The 19,466-nt window shown below is 44.4% G+C and carries 20 protein-coding genes, 1 other RNA gene and 3 pseudogenes; 10 read left to right on the plus strand and 14 right to left on the minus strand.

Annotation, left to right across the window (positions count from 1 at the left end; all coding sequences use genetic code 11):
- Window positions 1–78 precede the first annotated feature (78 nt).
- Together istA (V5G20_RS04445) and istB (V5G20_RS04450) are read left to right on the plus strand one after the other, a co-directional pair.
- On the plus strand, window positions 79–1,584 hold the full coding sequence (gene istA / locus V5G20_RS04445; RefSeq protein WP_023555239.1) for an IS21 family transposase: 1,506 nt from the start codon (window positions 79–81) through the stop codon (window positions 1,582–1,584).
- A complete protein-coding gene (gene istB, locus V5G20_RS04450; RefSeq protein WP_023555238.1) occupies window positions 1,581–2,309 on the plus strand; it encodes an IS21-like element helper ATPase IstB in 729 nt (242 codons plus the stop codon). Before istA (V5G20_RS04445) ends, istB (V5G20_RS04450) begins: the two co-directional genes overlap by 4 nt.
- Here istB (V5G20_RS04450) and V5G20_RS04455 read toward each other — a convergent pair.
- From V5G20_RS04455 to V5G20_RS04485, 8 genes are all read right to left on the minus strand, one after another.
- Window positions 2,286–2,639 (minus strand): hypothetical protein, encoded by a 354-nt coding sequence (locus V5G20_RS04455; RefSeq protein WP_338463182.1) that lies wholly within the window; start codon window positions 2,637–2,639, stop codon window positions 2,286–2,288. The genes istB (V5G20_RS04450) and V5G20_RS04455 overlap by 24 nt on opposite strands.
- A gap of 19 nt (window positions 2,640–2,658) precedes the next feature.
- Window positions 2,659–3,273, minus strand: coding sequence for a RadC family protein (gene radC / locus V5G20_RS04460; RefSeq protein WP_122958529.1), 615 nt, complete (start codon window positions 3,271–3,273; stop codon window positions 2,659–2,661).
- Between the two features lie 105 nt (window positions 3,274–3,378).
- On the minus strand, window positions 3,379–3,567 hold the full coding sequence (locus V5G20_RS04465) for a hypothetical protein (RefSeq protein ID WP_007779035.1): 189 nt from the start codon (window positions 3,565–3,567) through the stop codon (window positions 3,379–3,381).
- Window positions 3,568–3,623: 56 nt separating this feature from the next.
- A complete protein-coding gene (locus V5G20_RS04470; RefSeq protein WP_007779038.1) occupies window positions 3,624–3,851 on the minus strand; it encodes a hypothetical protein in 228 nt (75 codons plus the stop codon).
- Window positions 3,820–4,062: a hypothetical protein gene (locus tag V5G20_RS04475; protein WP_007779040.1), complete on the minus strand. Its 243-nt coding sequence runs from the start codon at window positions 4,060–4,062 to the stop codon at window positions 3,820–3,822. Before V5G20_RS04475 ends, V5G20_RS04470 begins: the two co-directional genes overlap by 32 nt.
- A 181-nt stretch (window positions 4,063–4,243) precedes the next feature.
- A complete protein-coding gene (locus tag V5G20_RS04480) occupies window positions 4,244–4,435 on the minus strand; it encodes an antirestriction protein ArdA (RefSeq protein WP_307723576.1) in 192 nt (63 codons plus the stop codon).
- Window positions 4,411–4,497 carry an antirestriction protein ArdA gene (locus tag V5G20_RS27085; RefSeq protein ID WP_081494681.1) on the minus strand — a complete coding sequence of 29 codons (87 nt, stop codon included), beginning with the start codon at window positions 4,495–4,497 and terminating at the stop codon, window positions 4,411–4,413. The genes V5G20_RS04480 and V5G20_RS27085 overlap by 25 nt, the downstream gene beginning before the upstream one ends.
- A gap of 341 nt (window positions 4,498–4,838) precedes the next feature.
- The gene (locus V5G20_RS04485; RefSeq protein WP_007779043.1) at window positions 4,839–5,183 is read right to left on the minus strand and encodes a helix-turn-helix domain-containing protein; all 345 of its coding nucleotides are present in this window, start codon (window positions 5,181–5,183) and stop codon (window positions 4,839–4,841) included.
- Between the two features lie 130 nt (window positions 5,184–5,313).
- Here V5G20_RS04485 and V5G20_RS04490 point away from each other — a divergent pair, with 130 nt between their 5' ends.
- Both V5G20_RS04490 and V5G20_RS04495 read left to right on the plus strand, forming a co-directional pair.
- Window positions 5,314–6,204, plus strand: a complete 891-nt coding sequence (locus V5G20_RS04490; RefSeq protein ID WP_171505931.1) for an ankyrin repeat domain-containing protein — start codon at window positions 5,314–5,316, stop codon at window positions 6,202–6,204.
- 436 nt (window positions 6,205–6,640) lie between these two features.
- Window positions 6,641–8,008 (plus strand): flagellin, encoded by a 1,368-nt coding sequence (locus V5G20_RS04495; RefSeq protein ID WP_122959072.1) that lies wholly within the window; start codon window positions 6,641–6,643, stop codon window positions 8,006–8,008.
- 122 nt (window positions 8,009–8,130) lie between these two features.
- Here V5G20_RS04495 and V5G20_RS04500 read toward each other — a convergent pair whose 3' ends face one another.
- Window positions 8,131–8,865 (minus strand): Eco29kI family restriction endonuclease, encoded by a 735-nt coding sequence (locus V5G20_RS04500; RefSeq protein ID WP_122959071.1) that lies wholly within the window; start codon window positions 8,863–8,865, stop codon window positions 8,131–8,133.
- A gap of 3 nt (window positions 8,866–8,868) precedes the next feature.
- The gene (locus V5G20_RS04505; RefSeq protein WP_122959070.1) at window positions 8,869–10,032 is read right to left on the minus strand and encodes a DNA cytosine methyltransferase; all 1,164 of its coding nucleotides are present in this window, start codon (window positions 10,030–10,032) and stop codon (window positions 8,869–8,871) included.
- A 175-nt stretch (window positions 10,033–10,207) separates the two neighbouring features.
- On the opposite strand from V5G20_RS04505, the gene V5G20_RS04510 reads away from it, so the two are divergent.
- Window positions 10,208–12,004, plus strand: coding sequence for a DEAD/DEAH box helicase (locus V5G20_RS04510; RefSeq protein ID WP_122959069.1), 1,797 nt, complete (start codon window positions 10,208–10,210; stop codon window positions 12,002–12,004).
- A 261-nt stretch (window positions 12,005–12,265) separates the two neighbouring features.
- Window positions 12,266–12,551, plus strand: a transfer-messenger RNA (tmRNA) gene (gene ssrA, locus V5G20_RS27090).
- A gap of 364 nt (window positions 12,552–12,915) precedes the next feature.
- Here the strand turns inward: ssrA and istB (V5G20_RS04520) are convergent.
- The gene (gene istB, locus V5G20_RS04520; protein ID WP_122915621.1) at window positions 12,916–13,638 is read right to left on the minus strand and encodes an IS21-like element helper ATPase IstB; all 723 of its coding nucleotides are present in this window, start codon (window positions 13,636–13,638) and stop codon (window positions 12,916–12,918) included.
- Window positions 13,638–14,978: pseudogene (gene istA, locus V5G20_RS04525) on the minus strand (IS21 family transposase); the annotation flags it as partial. The gene istB (V5G20_RS04520) and the pseudogene istA (V5G20_RS04525), both read right to left, overlap by 1 nt.
- Window positions 14,979–15,101: 123 nt before the next feature.
- On the opposite strand from istA (V5G20_RS04525), the gene istA (V5G20_RS04530) reads away from it, so the two are divergent.
- The gene (gene istA, locus V5G20_RS04530; RefSeq protein WP_024985261.1) at window positions 15,102–16,610 is read left to right on the plus strand and encodes an IS21 family transposase; all 1,509 of its coding nucleotides are present in this window, start codon (window positions 15,102–15,104) and stop codon (window positions 16,608–16,610) included.
- Entirely contained in the window at window positions 16,607–17,350 is a 744-nt protein-coding gene (gene istB, locus V5G20_RS04535; protein WP_227278642.1) for an IS21-like element helper ATPase IstB, read from the plus strand. Before istA (V5G20_RS04530) ends, istB (V5G20_RS04535) begins: the two co-directional genes overlap by 4 nt.
- On the opposite strand, the gene V5G20_RS04540 is transcribed toward istB (V5G20_RS04535), so the two are convergent.
- On the minus strand, window positions 17,325–17,612 hold the full coding sequence (locus V5G20_RS04540; RefSeq protein ID WP_338463183.1) for a hypothetical protein: 288 nt from the start codon (window positions 17,610–17,612) through the stop codon (window positions 17,325–17,327). The two genes, istB (V5G20_RS04535) and V5G20_RS04540, sit on opposite strands and share 26 nt — an antisense overlap.
- 345 nt (window positions 17,613–17,957) lie before the next feature.
- Between V5G20_RS04540 and V5G20_RS04545 the strand changes: the two genes are divergently transcribed.
- Window positions 17,958–18,542 carry a Fic/DOC family protein gene (locus tag V5G20_RS04545; protein ID WP_024984209.1) on the plus strand — a complete coding sequence of 195 codons (585 nt, stop codon included), beginning with the start codon at window positions 17,958–17,960 and terminating at the stop codon, window positions 18,540–18,542.
- Between the two features lie 245 nt (window positions 18,543–18,787).
- Here the strand turns inward: V5G20_RS04545 and V5G20_RS04550 are convergent.
- A pseudogene (locus V5G20_RS04550) lies at window positions 18,788–18,897 on the minus strand (TetR-like C-terminal domain-containing protein); the annotation flags it as partial.
- On the opposite strand from V5G20_RS04550, the pseudogene V5G20_RS04555 reads away from it, so the two are divergent.
- A pseudogene (locus V5G20_RS04555) lies at window positions 18,892–19,308 on the plus strand (zinc-binding dehydrogenase); the annotation flags it as partial. The pseudogenes V5G20_RS04550 and V5G20_RS04555 sit on opposite strands and share 6 nt — an antisense overlap.
- Window positions 19,309–19,466: the final 158 nt, after the last annotated feature.

Genomic DNA, 19,466 nt, shown 5'->3' on the forward strand with positions numbered 1-19,466 from the left:
CCATGAAAAAGGCACTTGCCAACATCCCCCTACAAAATCTACCCTTGGATTTGGCTAGAATCTGAGGGAGTGAGAGGAATGTTGAAAGTGCCACAACAACAGTATATCCGATTTTTGCGGGAAGTCGAAGGGTGTTCGATTCAGGAAATTGCGGAACGTGTCCAGGTGAATTGGCGAACCGCCAAGAAATATGCGGATCGCGACGATTGGAATGAACCGGTATGCAAGCGAAAAGGCCGCCATCCGGTGTTGGGACCGTACTTAGAGATTATTGACACATGGCTGGAGGATGATGAGCGTCTTCCACGCAAGCAACGCCATACAGCCGTCCGCATGTTTCAGCGGTTACGGGATGAGTACGGCTTCCCTGGCGGGCAGCGAACGGTATCCGAATATGTCTCCAAACGGAAGAAAGCCATGGCAGCCGAACGAGCCGAACATTTTGAGCGTTTGGAGCATCCAGGCGGGGAAGCCCAGGCTGACTTTGGGACGGTGTACGTGGTCAAGTCGGGAGAACTGGTGGAGCGGAAAGTATTGACCCTGTCGTTTCCGTACAGCAATGCCGCCTTTGTGTTCCCGGTTCCGAAAGAAAACACGGAATGCTTTCTGGAGGCCTTAGGGCGGCTATTTCAGCAAATGGGAGGGGTTCCTCGCAAGATTTGGTTTGACAACTTGTCCGCTGCTGTTGTGTCCATCCAGCAAGGCGGAAAACGAGAGTGTACGGAAGCGTTTCGGCGTTTCTGCGCCCATTACCGCTTTGAGCCCCTGTTTTGCAATCCATACAGCGGCCATGAGAAAGGCCATGTGGAAAACAAAGTGGGGTATGGACGCCGGAACTGGTGTGTTCCGCCACCGGTTATCGATACGCCGGAACAACTGGAGACGTATTTGGCGGAAGCTGCCCGTGCGGATATGCAGCGCCCTCACTATGTGAAAAAGCAAACCATTGCCGAGTTGTGGAAGCAAGAAAAATGCAAGCTGCTGACGCTGCCGACGACACCGCTGGAGATTTTCCGGCTGGAGACGTGCCACCTGAACAAATACGCTGAGCTGTCGTTTGACGCGGCTCTCTTCCCGTTGCCGCAGTGTCGGGCCATGCAGCCGGTTTTGGTGAAAGTCAAGTGGGATGTGCTGGAGGTGTTAACGGCAGACGGGACATACACCCCGATTGTGACATTGCCTCGTCCCTATACGGAGAAAGTCATTCCAGTAGATTGGAAGGCGGTATTGAAGAGATATGAAAAACGCCCGCGGGCGGTGATGTATTCTTCCTTTACCAATATGATGCCTCAGGCGCTCCAAACGTTTTTGACGGTGGAAGACATGAATGCACGAAAAGCACGAATTCGCCTGCTCCATCGATTGCTCGACACCTATACGTTGAAGGAAATCGGGCAAGTACTGGGAGAATTGTCGCATCAGCAAGAGCATCTGGCTGTTGCCTTGGAGCATGCCCTTTACGCGATAAAACACCCTGTTTTCCGCCCGGAACCGTTTTCAGAGTCGCATACACCCCCTGCCCTTCACGGGCAGATACCCATACTGGATGAGTACGACCGGATCCTGGGGGTGAGGGTGGAATGAGAGAAGAGCTGGCAAAGGTGTGCAAAACTTTGCATTTGGCGCATGTGATGGAAACCTATGAACAGGTGCCGTTTGAAGATCGGGAGAGCTTCTTGCTGGGAGTCTTGCGGATGGAGATTCAACGGCGGGAGGAGACAAAGCTGAAGCGACTGATAAAGAAAGCCGCGTTTCCCCAACTGAAGACACTGGAAGATTACGCTTTTGAGGCAGTCACCTTACCGGAAACATGTACAAAGGAGGGATTGATCGACCTACGTTTTTTGGAGCGCAAGGAAAATGTGCTGATGCTGGGAAAAGTGGGCACGGGGAAGACCCATCTGGCAACAGCGCTTGGCGTAGAGGCGTGCCGAAGGGGATATGCCGTTCGATTCTTCCGTGTTCCCGATCTGGTTGCGCTCTTGCAGGAAAAACACGCGAATGGGGCACTGATGCGGTTTCAAAAAGAACTGGCAGACTGTGAGTTGTTGATTTTGGACGAGGTTGGGTTTGTTCCCTTTCACCAAACGGGGGCTGAGCTGTTGTTTCATGTTATCTCGGCCTGCTATGAGAGAAACAGTGTGATTGTGACGTCGAATTTGGAGTTTGGGCAGTGGAATACGGTGTTTGGAGATACGCGATTGACGGCAGCCCTTGTGGATCGCCTCGTCCACCACGCCCATATTCTGGCGTTTACCGGAGAAAGCTACCGACTGCGCCATGCTCTATCCAGCATGAAGTCTTCCTAAATTCTTTTGTATTGATGTTGGCAGTGTTCTGCATAAATTGGCCGCCAAACTCTGCATTTTTGAGTTGCAAAATACACTGGGGAGGCGAACAGTAAAATGCTGTCGTTTTTGTGGAACAGCAAGTAGATGAGCCAGTTGCAAGGTAGCCCGCAATTGTTTCGTAGCAGTAGCGTTACCGTCTGCGATACGTTTGATATCCTCGTCGGCAAGCATAGTAAGTTGTTGAGGATGCGTAACTGTCGTCATCAGAGTGCCCAATGTATCTATAAGCTGAGCCTCTTTTAAAAGGTGATGATGGAGCGGCTTGCCCGCGAAAGGTTGCTTTCTCATAACTTCTACCCCCTGTGCGTTATAGATAGCCTTGTTCGGCCAAGGAGAAATATCTCCAGAACCCTATAATTATGTGGTCGACGACCCGAATACCTAGAATCTCTCCAGATTGTTGCAGTCTTTTGGTTATTTCAATATCCTCTCGGGATGGAAAGGAATCGCCAGATGGATGATTATGGACAAAGATCACCGCTTCCGCATTTCTCTTCAATACCGGGCGGAATGCCTCGCGTGGATGGATGATGGCCGCATCCAGTGATCCAATCGCGACCACTTCCGAAAACAAAATGCGCCTCTTGTTATCCAAGCCGATCACGACAAAATACTCTTTGGGTAAATACTGCATCTCTACCTTGAGATGATTAAAAACATCTCTTGCAGACCGGACAACAGATGGACGCGACGTTATTGAGCATATGGTACGTGCCAAATCCAGAGATGATATGAGTTTGTAGGCCTTGACTGGCCCTATGCCCGAAATGGCTGTCAGTTCTTCTTCTGTTGCGTCCAGCAGTTCTTGCAGGGTAGGGAAGCAGGCAAGCAAGTTATGGATGACTCTTCCTTCCGGCTTCTCGTCAATGAGATGTGCCAGAACGGTCGCCAGAGTTGTTTGAGCGGTGCATTTATCTGTCATACATTACCTCCGTGAAATGAAAATAAGGAGGGCGGTAAACCCTCCTTGTGCTGGTAAAGCGATATCCTGTACAATACAATCAGCAAAGTTAATTGGGTGTGATTCCTATCTTGGTTCACATCCTTTTTGTTGTTCTAACTGCTCCAGCTTCATCTCAACGAGCACCAGCTTGACGAGAGTGTTGGCATAAAGCCGCCCCCAAGTGGGACGCATCTGCTTGATACCTCGTAAATGCTTTAACGCCGCCAGCAACCACTTTCTCTTCTCACACAAATCAACATGCTTCTCCATCATCCTCACCTCCTTTCGGGCATAAAAAATGGCCCTTCTGCATCGTTCTGCAAAAGAGCCTATGATTTGATTTTCTTCCTGTTTTTCAAATACCACTGTAACTGCTTGGGATGGTTCTCCTGAAAATACTGAATGACGTATTGTTTGGCAACATCCCTCTCAAGCCTCCAGAAGCGGCTGACGTAAGCGTACAGGACGTGCCCGGCAATGTGAATGTCACCGTTCAGGGCCAAACGATTCAGAAGCACCACCAACTCATCTGATAAGCTCTGTTTGCTCTGTTCCATGCCTCTCAACTCCTTTCTTGCTAACTTCGCGTTCGACCGACCGCAAAACGTCAATCATATCAATCTGGATCTTCAAAGACTTGATGCGACTACGTATCTGCTCAAGATTACGAGCATTGATTGGATGATTGGTGTCACAGTTGCGTAGCATCTTCTCCTGAATGAGCAGATCGGCAAGTTTCAATTCCAGATTTATTAGCAACTCTCTCATAAGTGACTTCACCTCCTTCCATTGCTGGCATACGCCCTTTAGCGGTTTAATGGCAACACAAATAACCCGCTTTGACGCAAGCAGGCACGATATATCAGATTTAATTGGAGAAGAGAAAAGCTTCTTCTTCAGGAGATTATGAGTGAGGACGAATTGCAATCCTTAGTTCATGGTGCATATACTATCCGTCCATCTTCAAATCTCTCGCAATTTGTTCATAATCGATGTAGCTGGCTAGGGATGGGGGAATCGGGCCAAAGTAACATTCATCTACCATATTCGCCGCGACATCGTATAAACTGTTCACATCTAAAGACACACTGTAGTCACCGCTCTCCAACAAACTTACTACCTCATCGGCAGAGTCAGCCACTCGCCAACCAATATCCCTTCGTTGTACTTCGCCAGATTGGCAACATAGATTTTAACTTTCATACAGACTCCCTCCGATTTTGCAAGAATTTGTTTACAACAATAAGCGAAGACAAGCAACAGACTGCAACCCAGCCTTTATTCAAAACGACACTGCTTGATCATCTTTGATTCACCTACTCACTATTTGGGAAGCCTTTCACCTTCCCTGCTCACTGTCACGCTCAATTGAGCAATTAAACAAAAAAAGGACTGCAATCTACTGACGAACAGTAGATCACAGTCCATGTGTAACCGGGTGGGGCATGAAACGGCTGGCACCCCCCTTTAATTTTGTGTTGTGGAACCGGGGAAAAATATATGCAGTTTTTTGCTTGTATAGGCTTTCGGAATCCGGAAGATTTTTACTCCCTGCCGTGTTTCAGGCTGTATTCCAGCGACAGAAGTTCTTGCCCAATATTGTTCAGGGTTTTGCGTCCGGTTTCACTAAGCGTTCGATAAATTCGATTCAAGCTCTCCCAGTCCTCTTCTGTAGGTGAAGTATCATCTCCAAACAGAATAACATCTGTAGGTGTATTTAACAGGATAGAGGCTCTTACCAATAAATCAATACTGGGCAGGCCCAGTCCGTTTTCTATCCGTTTTACATTACCTTCTGAAGTCTGCAAGGCTTCCGCAAACTCAGCGCGGTTACGATATTTCTTTTTCCGTAACTCCTGTATTCGCTTGCCGATTTCAATGGGATTCAATCATTACCACCCCTTTAATGCAAGCCTATCGGAATTGATAGAATGCAATAAGGGTATTCAAAATATCTGTTTTATGGTTATTATTAATATCGTAGAACTAATTTTTCCCATGATTGGAGTGTTATCAGAAATGTCACTTGGAGAAGAGTTGATTCTTGCCACAAAGGCAAAGGACGAAAACAAAGTTAGAGAGTTGCTCGGTGCTGGAGCAGACCCGAACTATAAAGGGCAGTATGATTACAATGCTCTGAGGTGGGCTGTCATAAAAGAATCAGAGAATATCGTCAAACTCCTTCTAAAAGCGGGTGCCGATCCCAATTCCAGGGATATGGTTGGTGATCCGGTTATGAAATCTGCGTTTGATAAAAACAACGTCGCCATCCTCAGACTATTGATAGATGCGGGGGCAGATACAAAATCACTGCCTCATTATCAGCAAGAATCCTTGCGAGCATTAAGACTGCTACCAGTCAACAGCAACAGGAAGCCCGAAAGCAGTCTATCTATTTTCTATCAGGAACGATATGAAGACATGGGTGAACATGGAACATATCATAATAGGTACTACGCTGTAACTGCCACAATGGAAGGCTACTCAGGAATTATAGAGATTTCGTTCAGGGCAGAAAAGTTTTTCAACGAGGGTGCAGGAGAGGGGTATCTTGAGGGAATCTCCTATGAGTGGGACAGGCAAGGTGCTGTCAAAAAGCTAAGAATATTTAGCAAGAAGAGGCTGTTATCACCGAATGATGAACCTGTCTATTACAGAGGAGATCACTACTTCCCCTATTCAATGCCTGCAGACATCAGGAATCCAAAAGAGTTTTACTGTTACAATCCAAATGGTTACATGGGTAACAGTTCCATCGAGGTACGAGAACTGTTCGCGAATATGAAGGATTACTATAAAAAAATCTTCAAGATCAAGCCGAAACAGAACGATCTGTTATCCTTCAATAGCCCTCATGGAGATGATTTGCGGGATGAGGGCATCGGTTATGGATTCAAGATTTATACCTGATTAACTGTTTTACATAGAAAATGAAATCAGCAGTTGGATAATTCCTTACACGATGGTTGGGAGAAATGACCATGCCTAACATTGCGGAACCATAGTTGCTGAAGATGCAACGTTGACTAGAAGTCAGAGGTATCATGGTACAACACGATATAGCACTGATGTTAAAAAATAAATTATGAAGGGTTACAATTTCCCGAAAGACAGGATAAATATAAGTCACACGGGCGGTAATGGATGAAAACTCCATTGACTGTGGTACTGCGCCAGAAAGCTGTCTTTTTTACGAACTTTAGCCCAATGCATGAGTGTAAAAATTATCGGCGCTGATTCTTGAGTGAGAAACCGGGCGATTACAAGGGATGTTCCGCTGTCGTATCGCCGTAGGCGGTAATGATCGGAGGATTCAGGTTCAATTAGGGAGCAGAGGGTGTAAGAGATGATAATCAAATCGAATATACCTGCAATCACCACGCTTAACAGACTACAGAAGAACAATAAAAATTCCGCCAATACACTGGAAAAACTGTCGTCAGGGATTCGTATCAGCAAGTCGGCTGATGATGCCGCAGGATTGGCGATCTCCGAGAAGATGAGGGCGCAGATCAGGGGACTGGATCAGGCGCAACGAAACATACAGGACGGTATTTCACTTATTCAAACCGCAGAGGGTGGCCTCGCAGAGATACAAAATCCTAATCTGCAACGATTGAGAGAACTTGCAATACAAGCCGCAAATGATACGCTGACAAAAGAAGACAGGCAAAGCATTCAGGAAGAGGTCGAACAGATCAAAAAAGCCATTGATGAAATAGCGAACAATACAGAGTTTAACGGTATCAAGTTATTGAATGTGCCGGATTCCGGCAAGGTCACAAAAACGATTGAGGTCATAAAAACTGTTACCAAAACAGAAACGACATATGTGCCGGAGGTTGTCGATCTTTCTAAAGCAACCAGTATTACCATCTATGAGAGAAGCGCGGGATTGAATGAACTAACAATTCCGATTACCTCTTTACCTATGTCCGTGGAATGGAGTCCACCTGATTCACCAACAGAAAAATATCTGTTTGAGATTTACCGGTACGGATTCAAAACGACTGCTTATGGGCCCGCACAAGGTTATACCCCGGGGAACAATATTACTGGTGTAAGGTTAAATGGACTTTCAGGCTATGATGGAATTACTGAAATGTGGGCGAACAAAATCGAGACAACAAATGGGGGTTGGAAATTACCAGATGCACAAGGTGATCACTCAGAACAAGCAATCTTAGGCGATAATCTCGCTGATTATCCCGATAACATTCAGGATTCACATATTGCCATTCGTTTTGACTATATGAGAGCAGTAACGACAACAACTACAGTTACAGTACCAGAGCTTATCACCATTGAGGAGGATGTGAATCCAAAGGTAATCTTGCAGGTAGGTGCAAATGCAGGAGACACATTTGAAGTTGATCTGTCGGATGTCAGAACTGCTTCACTTGGTATTGATCAAATTCAGGTCGATCCTCGTGAAAAGGCGGTAGAGGCAATTGCGAAAATAGACGGTGCCATCGACAAGGTTTCCTCAGAGCGTTCCAAGTTTGGTGCCTATCAGAATGCATTGGAACATATTCATAACAATGTCTCGAACAATGCCGTAAATCTTACTGCCGCAGAATCAAGAATTAGAGACGCAGACACGGCTAAAGAGATTATGGAGATGACTAAGAATAATATCCTGTTTCACTCGGCTCAAGCATTGTTGGCGCAGTCAAATAAAATACCAAGTGGAGTTATACAATTACTCCGATAAATACGAAGGAGAGGCATTAGCCCCTCCTTTTTCTATTGATATCTCGAGGTAAACCGCGAAATATTAAGATTTTACCCTTAGGAAGACCTATAAGGAGAATTTCGATTAAATGGTATATCTGGTCATGCTCTTATGATATCTTGAAAGTAAGGATAGTCCCGTTGCTCTCTATACAAGATAATTCGGCCAAAAAGAATTGTCGCTTGCCAAGCACCTTTTGGTAGATGTTCAATAACCAAAGTTAGGAGACTTCTTACTGTCATATTGTCTGATGGGACATTTATAGGCGTATTCAGCTCTTCTTGATGAGCTTGTTTTTCGAATCTAAATGTGTACGGCAGATTGGCGGACAGACGTTTTAATAGTTCACCACATGAATATGTTCCCGCTATAATAAATTCGATTGGGAGATCAACGTCAATCGGATAAGATATGTCGAAATCTGCGGGCTTCTGTGTGTCTCTTTGCCGTCCTGGATCATTTCCACCAAAACCAGAGAAATTCCAAGGTGCCCCGTAGTGCTGAATCAGTATACTTTCGAGGTCAGCATTTTTGAAAACCGGAATAGCTACCGCTTTAAATGTTATAGATGATGGATCAAGATTCTTACGATGTTGCAAGTGAGTAGCATGTCTGGTCAATCGACTATGGAATCCTGCCTTTGAGTCAGTTTTACCAACGTACATTACAGTGTCGTTCTGAAGAAGCAGGTAAACTCCGTTTTTCTTGATCGGAATAGATTCAACGTTTACATAGGTTAAAGGTGCCGCAATCACCTTTTCGATAAAGGGGGGCAAGTCCCGCTTAAACGCAAGTTCCAGATCAAGCTCAAATTCATCAAACCCAGGGATCAACACACTTTATACACACCTTTTCAAATGAAGTTTTTGAGGCTCAGCAAGTATTAGTGCATCATAGATATGTTTGGTTATTCTTGCCGCCAATTCTACCGGGACAGCATTGCCTATTTGCCTCATGGCCTCGCTCCAAGAACCTTCGAAAGTATAATCATCGGGGAAAGTTTGAACCCGTGCAGATTCTCTAATGGTGAGGTAACGATATGTACCATCAGGAAATGCAATCATATTTTCTCCGCCCGGTACACCATGATCGCCCGCTTTCAGTGTTTTCGAAGGCTCGTCCAATAGACTACCAGTATGTCCAGGGTATGGCCTTGCACCTGACTGGTATACATGGTTACTAATCCCCGTGTTTAACCTTGGATCGGGTAAATCATTAATGGCATCGCGTAATGTTACCCAAGGAGTTAATAAACTATCTATCGAGATTTGTGATAGTTGGGCAATTACTTTGGACGATGGGGTCGGTTGAGTAGGAAGGATGTTTCTTTCCCTCCAATAGTCACCCGTAACCCACTTGGATACTTGCAATGCATATTGAGAGTGAGTTGGTTCTGGAAAGCTCCATTTAGCATTCACATCGGCACGGAATCCAACGAAAAAAATCCGGTCTCGACGTTGTGGAACTCCATAGTCTGCGGCATTTAATACTCTTGGTGGAATAACTTTATATTCGGGATTATTACCACCCGTACCTGTGTGATGTTGTTCAAGACGAGAGAGGTGCTCCTGCCATGATTCATTGGTTTTACGTAACAAAGAAGGATAGGTAAGTTGTAGGATAATATATTCGATATATGTAGAAAACGATTGTCTTGCTAACCCACGAACGTTTTCAAATAAAAACGCTCTTGGTCTGATCTCACGCACCGCTCTAATCGCTTCTGGAAACATATCTCGTTCGTCATTCCAGGCTTTATGTCTACCTCCTAGTGAAAATGGCTGACACGGAGGCCCACCAGTAACTAGATCGATGTTGCTTCCGATATCAGAATAATTAAGTTGGCGGACATCACCTTGAATTATATTCCAGTGAGGTCTGTTTCTACGCAGTGTTGAGCAGGCATCCGCATTCCACTCGGCAACGGCAACGTGCTCAAATCCCGCTTTTTCTGTCCCAAGAGCAAGTCCTCCCGCTCCAGCGAATAATTCAAGTGCTCTCATAACTTTCCTCCAATTATATTGGTTAAGAAGTTCTGGACGGCAAATGTCTTGACTCATTATATCATTACAGAAATTACAACGCAGTATTTTCTATTTTTAAGCGAACTAATTGTGTGATTAATGCAAATTGGATATACTTGGGTTATTGTGCTTGGTAAAGGAGTTGATGGAGAGAATGGCAGGAGTTTTTCAAAACGTTGAACCTAATATTCATGGAAATCCTCAGCTTAGAATACCGCAGAAAGAAGCATATGGTAAGATTTTTGAACATTATACAAGCCGTCCTGAAATAAGGGAAACGTCAATAATCCTACCCGTGGGATGCGGTAAATCGGGACTTATTACATTAACGCCTTTTGCAGTTAATTCAAGAAGGACGCTGGTTATTGCACCTGGTGTTAACATTGCAAGCCAGTTATATAAAGATTTTGATCCAACCAAAGAAGATATGTTTTATATAAAATGTCGAGTGCTTGAAGGCCAAGTATATCCAGAACCAGCAGAAATTAGAGGTATAACAACAAATATTAGTGACTTGGAAGAGGCTGACGTTGTAATTACCAACATTCAGCAACTGCAAGGAAATAACAATCGTTGGTTAAGGTCACTTGGTTCAGATTTTTTTGATTTAATACTATTTGATGAGGCTCACCACAATGTTGCTGAGAGCTGGAATATCCTTAGAGAGGCATTTCCAGAAGCAAAAATCGTAAATTATAGTGCAACCCCAAGAAGATCTGATGGTCAGCTAATGTCGGGAGAGATTATTTATTCGTTTCCGATTGTCCGGGCCATAGAAGAAGGATACGTCAAGAAACTTAAAGCGGTAGTATTAAACCCGCAGACGTTAAAATACGTCCGGAGAGAGGATAACAGAGAGGTAGAAGTCGATCTCGAAGAAGTTCGGAGACTTGGTGAAGAAGACGCTGATTTTAGAAGAAGTATAGTGACTTCAGAAGAAACCCTGTTTACAATCGTCGATGCATCCATAAGGGCTCTCAACAAAATAAGGAGAGACTCGCAAAACCCTCGTCATAAGATAATTGCTTCCGCACTCAACTATCAGCACTGTATTCAGGTTGTTGAAGCGTACAGAGCAAGAGGTCTACGTGCTGATTATGTGCATAGCTTGCAAGACGGTCGCGAAAATGCTCGGGTATTAGATCAGCTTAAAAATCATCAACTTGATGCTATTGTTCAGGTTCGGAAACTGGGGGAAGGGTTTGATCACCCACATCTTAGCGTAGCCGCAGTGTTTAGTGTATTCAGAGAGCTTTCGCCATTTGTTCAATTCGTCGGCCGTATTATGAGGGCTATTGATCAAAATGCCCCTGAAAGTAGCAATAATCAAGGAACCGTAGTGTTTCATGCTGGTTCAAATATTGCTAGATTATGGAGCGACTTCCAGGAGTATAGTCAAGCAGATAGAGAATTCTTTGATCAGTTATTGCCCATGGAGAGCTTAGATTTTGGTGATGCAACGGAAATAGAAATCATCCCTAAATCACGGGAGAGGAAGGCAAATCAAGTTGAAATTAAAGGACAAGGAGGTCTACTTGTTGAAGAAATCCCATTGATTCTTGAAGATACTGAGGTTCAAAAAGCGATTCAACTATTACAGGAAAAAGGTGTAACTCTGGACGATCTGCGTACTGCATATGAACATAAACCTGTACCGACTACAAAGCAAAAACAGCGTCAAGCATCCAGACAAGCGTTGGATGAACTGGTGAGGAATGAAACAGGATTTATTTTAAGGCAACAGGGAATCAATCCACAAGGCCGCGAACTTGATAAAAGGCATCTTGGAAAAACCAACTTTGTAATTCTGAAATCTGCAATAGACCGGAAAATATCTGAGTTTATTGGCAAAAAACCAGGATCAAGAAATGAACTAAGCTTGCAAGAGTTGCAAATGATAAGGCAAAACTTAAAGCAAATTATTGAGGATGCCTCCTCGGAGGTTTTGTGATGCCTAGACCAAAATCATTTTTGAAGAAAGTAAGTGTTGACATGACACTTAAAAGCCATAAGTGTCAGCATGTGAAAACGCACATACTCAATCAGGGCGACAAGAGGATGAAATTAACAGTGGGCAGGACACATGAACATTTTTGCATCGAGTGTGCTATAAAAATTATTGATTCAGATATTGCTAAATTAAAGGCTTTACGTGAAGCATTGTTGAGTGAATGAAGTTTCGTTAGTACACTCATGAACCTGTTCAGTCTTTGGGGAGGTATTATTTCGTAATCAGCAAACTTCTTGTGTTGTACAACCTAGTAACCAGTGAGGCTCTACCACTGTATCGGCCCGTGTGCCGTGGATAGGGCTCAACTTCAACGGGCTACGCCGGAGGCCTCCGCCTGGGGCCAATGGAAGAAGATCAATCAGGCTAGGTAACGGGTCAGCGCGTCGCTCCGCGAATCCGGTACCGAAACTCAAATGAGTGACTGCGCTCGGAGATGCTTATGTATCGCTGTTTTCGGACGGGGGTTCGAATCCCCCCGCCTCCACCATACATAAAATAAGGCACCCTTTAAGGGTGTTTTTTTATATTTTGGAAGGTGCTCCTAAGCTCCTTAAGATAATAAATATAACCATATCATATAACTTTAAGACACCCTGTTCTCAACTCATTTAGCCTTGCTATAACCATGTTGATGATAAATCCGAATGCAATCAAGTCATTGGGGAAGGAGCGCAACGAAGCATATATGTTTGTTATAATGGGAGTAATGGGATATTCAGATTGCAAGGGGGACAAACTTAAATGCATATGCATGTAGTAAGTTTGCGAAGCAACAGGAAAAGGGTGTGTTTTTGGCAAGTAAGAAATGTAGCAAATGGCAATTAAAAATGTACCACTTGCCAACCCCTAAATTATTTACCGTGTAATAGCGATTCTTTGTATCGATGGCTTTCGCCATTGAAGACGATCAAATGAGAGTGATGAATCAAGCGATCAATAACTGCCTCTGTTAAAATTGGATCACCAAATATATGATTCCATTGGCCAAACTGTAGATTGGTCGTGATAATAATACTTTTTCTTTCGTAGCACATGGAGATAATCTGAAATAGCAGTTCTGCACCTTGTTTATGCAGAGGAATATACCCCAGTTCGTCGAGTATTAACAGATCTAGCTTCTCAATATGGTTAAAGAATCGGCTCAACGAGCCAGTCTCGTGAGCGTCTAGCAGCCGATTGACTAATCCAGCGACAGTAAAGAACTTTATCTTTTTCCCTTGCTGCTGAATGGCATTTAAGCCAATCAGAGTGGATAAGTACGTTTTCCCCGTTCCCACACCGCCATAAAAGATCAGATTTTCTTTCTCCTCTATAAATCCACCATGAAGGATATGATCCTGCGTGAGACCTTGTCCCATCTGAATATGACCCCATTCAAATGGCTTTCCTGTTATTCTTGGCAAGGAAGATTGTTTAAAGAGCAGATTGATTTTCCGTACTTCTCGTTGTTGTATCTCGTTTTCTAGTATTTTGAGTAAGTACTCTTCATTTGTAGTAGCTTCAACCTCATGGAAATGTTGCCGAACCCAACTCAACTTGAGACGCTTTGAATATTCTTTTATCAATGCATCCACTAGTGATGACCTCCCGTTCCCTTAAAAAATTCATTGTAATGGGCTAATCCTCTAGTGGCTGTTGGAACGGCAGGAACAAAACCTTTCGGTTGGATGGTATCCCTTTGTCCACGGCCATTCATGAGTTGATAATAGATCTGCTTAATAGAATCAACGGCTGGGTGACCATTCTCAGAGGCAAGCTGCAAAGCTTGCGTGGGTATTTTCATATCATCGTTTTTTAAAATGACGGATAGTAGCTGGAGAGCTTCTTGCTTCTCTGGGACCGTGCAATTCGAGAGATAGACTTGCCATTCGATTGGCAATTGTTCATAAAAACTTGTGTATTTAATAGCAGTTGGCCGTTTTGCCATCAATATCAAATATGGCTGCCAAATCACTGATTTTGGCTCTTTGCCATACAGCCTGGGATGCTGTACGATCAGCTCATATTCTTCAGTTAAAATATCGACTCGGTCAAATGAGATCTTTGCCAAAACCATACATTTGGCAAAACGGGGAGACGTTGAGTAGAGTTTATTTTCGACTCGGATATATCCGTATTTATCCGCTTTTACTCGTTCATATCGGATACAATCAAACTCTTTGGCAGGTAATTGAAGAAGGTGTTCCTTGTCTGCCAAATATAGTTCGGAAAGCATGGTTTCTTTCACATAATGAGGTCTCTCCCGATCTTTCTCGGCTTTTTTCCAAAGGGTTTCGTTTAGCTGATCAAGATTGTGTATCTGCAACTCAGGAAGCAGGAAGTTGTTGCGAACGTACTTGACCATCGCCTCTACGTGCCCTTTTTCATTGCCACTACCGGGATTGCAAAACTCGTATTCAAAGTCATAATGAAAAACGAAGTTTTGAAATTCCTCCGTCAGTTCACGCTGACCATTTGGCATGATCTTTTTCACCGCTGGTGATAAATTATCAAATCGAATGACCTTTGGAACTCCACCTATATAGTGAAAGATACGCTTTAATCCCTCCAGAAAGCATTCTCGATTCTGAGACTGGAAAACTTGAAAGTAGAACGTGTTGCTATAAGGAAACGAGAGAACGAGGAATGGCAAGGTAACACTTTCTCCCTGATATTTGAATGGTGCTTCTCCAAAATCAACTTGAGCTGATCCAGGTCTCGTTTCCAATGGCAATGCCGCAGCATCACTTGTCTCCGCTAACTGGTGCTTACGTTGGGAAACATATTGTCTGACAGAGCGAGATGATCCTGTAAATTGGTATTCCTCCACTAATTGCGTGAACAAGCGTTGTGCTGTTCTTCGGAACTTCTTTTTCTTGTTCAAGTCCTCTTTGATCCATTGATCAAGAATAGGTTTAACGGGCTCCATGACTCTATGTGAATGCTAATCTAATAATTGACCACCTAGTGGTACATTGCTCATAAAAAAGTTGACCACCTGAGCACCTCTTTCCTGTATCTTGAAGTTGTCGGACCACAAGATATAGGAGGAAAGGAAATGCTTCAGATGGCTAATTACGAGTTTATCAGGAAACAACACATTCTGCTAGGAAAGTCGATTCGCCAAATTTCTCGAGAGACCGGCTATTCCCGTCAAGTGATACGAAAGGCTTTGAAATCCTCTGAGATTCCTGTGTATCAGCTTTCAAAACCGAAGCCAAAGCCAGTCATTGATTCTGTCAAGCCCATCATCTTGGAGTGGCTGCATCAAGATGAACAAGCTCCCCCGAAGCAGCGTCATACTGCCAAACGCATTTACCAGAGACTCGTTGACGAACATGGATTCACCGGCGGTGAATCTACTGTACGACGCTACGTCAGAGAGTTGCGGGTTTCTCCCCCTAAAGCATTTGTCCCTCTCGATTTCCCGCCAGGGCGCTTTGCTCAATTTGACTGGGGTGAGGTTACGGTTCATTTACAAGGGAAACAAGTAAAGGTTCAAGTCTTTTGTATGCGTTGCACATACAGCAGAAAGATTTTTATCAAAACATTTGCTCATCAGAAGCAAGAGGCTCTTCTCCAAGGTCATGTAGATGCTTTTGAATTTTTCGGTGCTGTTCCCCAAGTCATCACATACGACAACCTGACAACAGCCGTTAAGAAGGTATTGGAGGGTAAAAATCGCGAGGAACAAGAGCGATTTACTCAGCTACGTGCCCACTACCTGTTTGAAAGCTATTTCTGTGATCCCGGAAAAGGGCATCAAAAAGGCCAGGTGGAAAACCTCGTACAGTTTGCTCAGAGGCAATTTTTTACCCCTGTACCCAGTGTTTCTTCTCTGGAGGAGCTCAATCAAATCCTCCTCGAAAAATGTATCTCTTACGAGAATACAACCGTTCCAAGGTCTTCACTAACGGTTGGAGAAGCATTTGCTCAAGAGTTGCCTATCATGCTTCCATTGCCTCCACGGCCATTGGATTGTTTCCGTGTTGTACCCGTGAAAAGCAATACGCTATCCATGATCCACATTGAGAAAAATGCCTATTCCGTCCCCGTTTCCTATGCATCGACCCAGCTTACTTGCCGAGTGTTTGCTGAAAAAGTTGAGGTGTATCACGGAAAAAGCCTGATTGCGACGCATGAGCGGTGTTTGGAAAAGGGAAAGGAGATTTTGCAATACGATCATTATCTGGATTTACTTCTTATTCGTCCAGGAGCAGTTCTTTATGCTAGACCATTGCATCAGGCAGGATTACCCGCCATTTACCAAAAGTTCTTGGACAAGTGCCGCAACCGACCAGGAGGGATGAAGGAGTTCGTTCGACTCTTGCTTTTGCACCGTGAATTCGATACTTCTCTTGTCGAAGAAGCACTGGAGGAGGCCTGCCAAAAAGGGATGTTCCAATATGATGCCGTAAGGCAATTATTGTTTCAGCGAACATTGCCGGAACACCGTCTACCCCAACTCTCGTTGGTGGAGGATAGCTCTGTTCCACGTATTCAGGTAAAGGCCCCAGATCTTAGCCAGTACAATCGTTTGTTACAGAAAAGGAGTGTGGTTCATTGAGTACGAGTTTCTTGCTTGAAACCTATGCGAAACGCCTTCGCTTACCTGCGATTAAACGTGTCTATAAGGAAATTGCCCATGATGCTGCTGAACGGCAAATTCCCTACGAGGAGTTCCTCTTAGCCCTACTAGAGCAAGAAGTTCAGCAAAGGGATGCTAACCAAATCGCCAGTCGCATCAAGCATGCCAAATTCCCTTCTATGAAAACGATCGATCAATTTGAATTCTCAGCCATTCCGTCTCTCAACAAGCCCAAATTGCTTCAACTGGCTCGCTGTGAGTACATCGAAAAGACAGAGAACATCATGTTTATCGGAAACTCTGGCACTGGCAAAACTCATCTCTCCATTGCACTCGGGAAGGAAGCTTGCCATCATGGCTATTCCGTCCAGTTTTGGACTGCCGCTAAAATATGCAATGAGCTTATGGAAGCTCAGTCCCAAAAGCGAATTCTCCAGCTAGAGAGGCAATGGTTGAAAACAGATTTGATTATTTTGGATGAAGTCGGGTTTGTCCCTCTCAGTCGGACCGGGGCGGAGTTATTATTCCAATTTTGTGCGGCCCGCTATGAGAAAGGAAGCATGATCATTACCAGTAATCTGGAATTTACGGAATGGACACAGATTTTCAAAGATGAGCAAATGACGTCAGCCCTGGTTGATCGGCTTACCCATCGTGCCCACATCTTTGCAATGAATGGGGACAGTTATCGCTTTAAACAGAGCATTCAAAGATCGTGATCATGAAAAAGTTACCCACCCGACGGGTGGATTGATTTTTGCCATGGTGGTCAATTTTTTGATGAGCACTGTGGTCAACATTTTGGTTGACATTCACACCTCTAGCTTTTCGAATTTGCTTGGGCTTTTCTTGTAGATTGAAATCATCCATTTCTGCATACTTCTGAACCGTCCTTGAATCACGATTCATTTGTTTGGCAATCTTGCTATAAGCTCGCCCTTTTTTGTTTGCCTCATGCCTGATATAATTAATTTCTGCCACTGCTAACATCTCCTAACTTTATACCTCCCGTCGTCTGTAATGCCCAACAGGAGTGTATTTTGATAAGGGGATGTTGGCAAGTGGTTTTTTAATTTATGCAGCCCCTACGGGTCTGCATAAATTAACTGCCATAACCTACATTTTTAGTCTGCCATAAACAAAGGGTGATCGTCTTGAAAAGATACTCACAGCAAAAGTTGCGACGTGCTCTATTAAATGCGAAAGCGTCCTTGGAGATTGAGGGGCTCTTTTTAACACCGCAGGAAGATCGTTTATTGTTGGATCGTGCGGAGGGGAAAATGACGTATAGCGAGTTTTTAGCACGAGCCAAGGAAATCGCAAAAAATGGATGAACAAGCGCATTCTATGTATTGTTACCCCGGCAGTGAAGCATTGATCAATCTTCCCGGATTTAAAGAACAAGCTCAGCTTGATGCATTTGAACGAATGGTGACAGTTGAGCGATTAAGAGCTCTTTATCTAAGACCCTTAAAAGGAAAGTTCGATAAAAAGCATTTATGTGATATCCACAAGTTTATTTTTAGAGATGTTTACCCCTTTGCAGGCAAAATACGGGACGAAGACATTTCAAAAGGCAATTTCCGTTTTGCCACGGCACGATTCTTACATGAGCAAACCGATGAGTTGCTAAACAAACTGCAGCAAGAAGGTTTTCTGAAGGAATTACCTTTTGATAACTTTGTGGACAAGCTAACCTACTATCTAACCGAACTTAATGTCCTCCATCCATTTCGGGAAGGAAACGGCAGAACTCAGCGCGAGTTTATTCGATGCTTAGCTTTACAAGCTGGGTATCAGATAGATTGGACAAAAGTTGAAGGCTCGAAAATACTTCATGCAATGATTCTTTCTCCAAGAGATGATTCGGAATTGAAAGACGTTATGAAAAAGGTTTTGACGAAAAAATAACCAGCGAGGCTTCCCGCCGCGCCGCATCGGCCCGTGTGCCGTAGATCGGGCTCAACTTTAACGGGCTACGCCGGAGGCCTCCGGTGGTTCTAGATTCGCGAGCTATTACGTTCACGGACAGGATCGTTTCATAATGATTTGGAGGAAAACAAATAAGTAGCGTTGCATTTCCGGTGTAAAAACAAATTTGAGTAAAGATCGAGAGCGTCCCGGCAATTACCGAGGACGCTCTTGTTATATATCAACTACAGACTTCTCCCTAACAAAACCCCGACTTGTTTGGCCATAACTTGCGGCGGGTACGGCATTTCATTTCGATCCACCACTCAATTACCCCTACATAGGCGTTCCCGGCAAGAAGATAGCTGTGGTTGGACTTGGGGGGCTTGGACACATGGCTGTGAAGGTCGCCCATGCCATGGGGGCAAAGGTTACGGTTTTATCACAAACAGTAAAGTAGAAAGAAGACGGTTTGCGGCTTGGCGCGGACCATTATTATGCCACGAACGATCCAGAGACATTTAAAAAATTGGCTGGTTCGTTTGACCTCATCGTAAATACAGTCAGCGCGAAGATCGATCTGAACGCCTACCTATCGCTGCTGGCAGTGGACGGTACATTGGTCAACGTCCGTGCCCCGGCGGAGCCGTTGTCCGTTCATGTATTGTCTCTTATCGGTCAGCGGCGGTCGTTTGCTGGATCGATGATCGGCGGGATTCGCGAAACGCAGGAAATGCTCGACTTTTGCGCCGAACACTCCATTACGCGTCTTACAGGAAACTAACGGGTATCGATCGCTGAATAATGACACGAAGGCAGCCGACAAGTTCATCGGCTGCCTTTTTCTCAACTGAGGACAGGAATGTCTAATGGAGCGGGAGTGGAACGGGGGTGATAGCAACTATCCCCATACTTTTTGAAGAG

This window comes from Brevibacillus borstelensis (assembly GCF_036700025.1).
GTDB classification, from domain to species: domain Bacteria; phylum Bacillota; class Bacilli; order Brevibacillales; family Brevibacillaceae; genus Brevibacillus; species Brevibacillus borstelensis.